This window comes from Holdemanella hominis (assembly GCF_014306155.1).
In the GTDB taxonomy this organism is placed as follows: Bacteria; Bacillota_I; Bacilli_A; order Erysipelotrichales; family Erysipelotrichaceae; genus Holdemanella; species Holdemanella hominis.
Map to the genome: position 1 here is coordinate 1 of NZ_JACRWH010000102.1, position 2,006 is coordinate 2,006.

A 2,006-nucleotide genomic window follows, 5' to 3' on the forward strand; every position below is an offset into this window, starting at 1 on the left:
GTGGTTAACTGTCGATAGATTTGTTTAGGAGTTCCTCTATGTCATCAATCTAAAACTGAATATTTTTAGAATATGAGTGTAATTTTGTCTTGACAAAGGTCACTTCATAACAGGTGATGCTTTTATGCCATATAAACATAAAATTCCAATTTATACAGAAAATTTAAATTTGACAGGTGCATATTTTAGACATCAAAGAATTATTGATGGACTTTCATTAACATACGTTGCCGATGCAATTTCTATGAATAAAGGTTTTTTAAGTGATTTGGAAAACGGGAAAAGAAATTTTCCTGATGGAACCATTAATCAATTAAATGATTTTTATAACTTAAAATTCGATGATTCTCTTAAATTTTACATAGAATTAGAAAATAATATTGATGAAATATTTCACGCTCTATGTAATTCCAATACTTTTAAAGAGAAACAATTACTGGAATTAATTTTAAGTAAACGAGACATATATGAAAATAGCAGTGGATTTTTTTTATTTAATCTTTTAAATCTTTTTTATCTAATACGATTTAATTGTAATGAAACCTTTATTAATGATACAAAAAAAATAATCGAGTCTAATTTAGATGCCATTAATTCCAAAGATTTATCAATCTTTTATTGTATTTTAGGTATTTATTATAAAAGAAATCCATCTACAAATTTTGTGGCTGAAAAGTACTTTAAAAAATGTTTGTCTTTATCTTCAAATATTCCTGACATCGCTGCACTTTGCACATTTGAACTAATTAGTATATATGCTGAAACAAACAGATCTGCGTTAGCATATACATATTGCGAAAAATCCAGAAGCATTTTCAATCGATTACAAAACTATACAACAATGTTTTTTATTGATTTTTTTCAATGTAATTGTTTAACAAACTTAGGACTCTATGAAAACTCAATTCAAAAGCTAACTGAATTGCTAAACAATATTGACCAATCGAGTAATAAATATATTTCAACCATTTATCATAGTTTAGCTTGGTGCTATTTATTAAACTGTCAATACAGTGAATGTATAAAATACACAAATCTAGCAATTGAAAACAAAGATCCATCTTGTGGTTTATGTTATTTCATACCCTATTCATATTACAAACAAAATGAGTATCTAAAATGTTTAGATTATATAGAATCTCATTTAGAATATGCAGACGATTTTTACAAGCCTTTTTTGCAAGCTATAAGTGCTCGTATTCAAAAACAAAATGTTGATTTTGAAAAAAAAATCATTTTGTATTATCAGTCACTCTTGCAGAACAATGTATACGAAGATATTCCACTTATTCAAAATTTTATTTTGGATTACTATACAGAAACCAACAATAAAGATATGATGATCAAAATTCTTATTGACATCAAATCATTTAACGATAAAGATTTAACATTAAAAAGTTCTACACTCTTTGTTGATTCATCAAGTTAAGAAAATCGCACTTATTTATCATTAATTAAAGCTTGGGTAAATCCTTATTTACTCAAGCTCTTTGTTTATCTAAATTCCTTTTCTGTTCTAACTGTTTATTATACTCTCTATACTTTGATGAACGTTTTCTTATATAGTCTAGGCTCTTGATCTGACTTCTTAATACTTTAATATCCGGCGTTAGTACTTTTGCTTCTTTAGATATTTTTGCCTTGGCAATTAGATCCTTTTCTTTGTAGGATCTGGAATATAAAGACTTTCTTTTAGCCAGTAATCCATTCATCTGTTTATCTAGTAAGTCTACATAGGATTGATGTTAGCATATAAATAGGACTAGTCAAAAAGAGAAAATTTACACCAGTGGTACAATAGAAAGAGGATGATTCAAAAACAAAGGAAGGTAAAAGAAAATGGCAAATAAAAAGAAACAGTTTGATCAAGAATTTAAACAAAATGCTGTCAATTATTGTTTAACACATCCAGAACTAAGTCGTAAAGAATGTGCTAAAAATTTAGGTATTGGAGATAGTACTTTATACAGATGGAAGCAAGAAGCTAAAGCCAATAACAACCAGGC

3 protein-coding genes are annotated in these 2,006 nt (G+C 27.3%); 2 read left to right on the forward strand and 1 reads right to left on the reverse strand.

Annotated elements, in window-relative coordinates:
- The first annotated feature begins 124 nt into the window (after nt 1–124).
- On the forward strand, nt 125–1,429 hold the full coding sequence (locus H8911_RS12010; protein ID WP_186999823.1) for a helix-turn-helix domain-containing protein: 1,305 nt from the start codon (nt 125–127) through the stop codon (nt 1,427–1,429).
- A gap of 52 nt (nt 1,430–1,481) precedes the next feature.
- On the opposite strand, the gene H8911_RS12015 is transcribed toward H8911_RS12010, so the two are convergent.
- Nucleotides 1,482–1,712 carry a hypothetical protein gene (locus tag H8911_RS12015; RefSeq protein ID WP_186999824.1) on the reverse strand — a complete coding sequence of 77 codons (231 nt, stop codon included), beginning with the start codon at nt 1,710–1,712 and terminating at the stop codon, nt 1,482–1,484.
- Nucleotides 1,713–1,839: 127 nt separating this feature from the next.
- Between H8911_RS12015 and H8911_RS13000 the strand changes: the two genes are divergently transcribed.
- On the forward strand, nt 1,840–2,006 hold a 167-nt coding region (locus tag H8911_RS13000; protein WP_186999754.1), incomplete at its 3' end, for a transposase.

Excerpts from the sequence above, each read along its gene's own strand:
- H8911_RS12010 (WP_186999823.1), top strand. The coding sequence starts at position 125 with ATGCCATATAAACATAAAATTCCAATTTATACAGAAAATTTAAATTTG.
- H8911_RS12015 (WP_186999824.1), bottom strand. The coding sequence starts at position 1,712 with ATGAATGGATTACTGGCTAAAAGAAAGTCTTTATATTCCAGATCCTAC.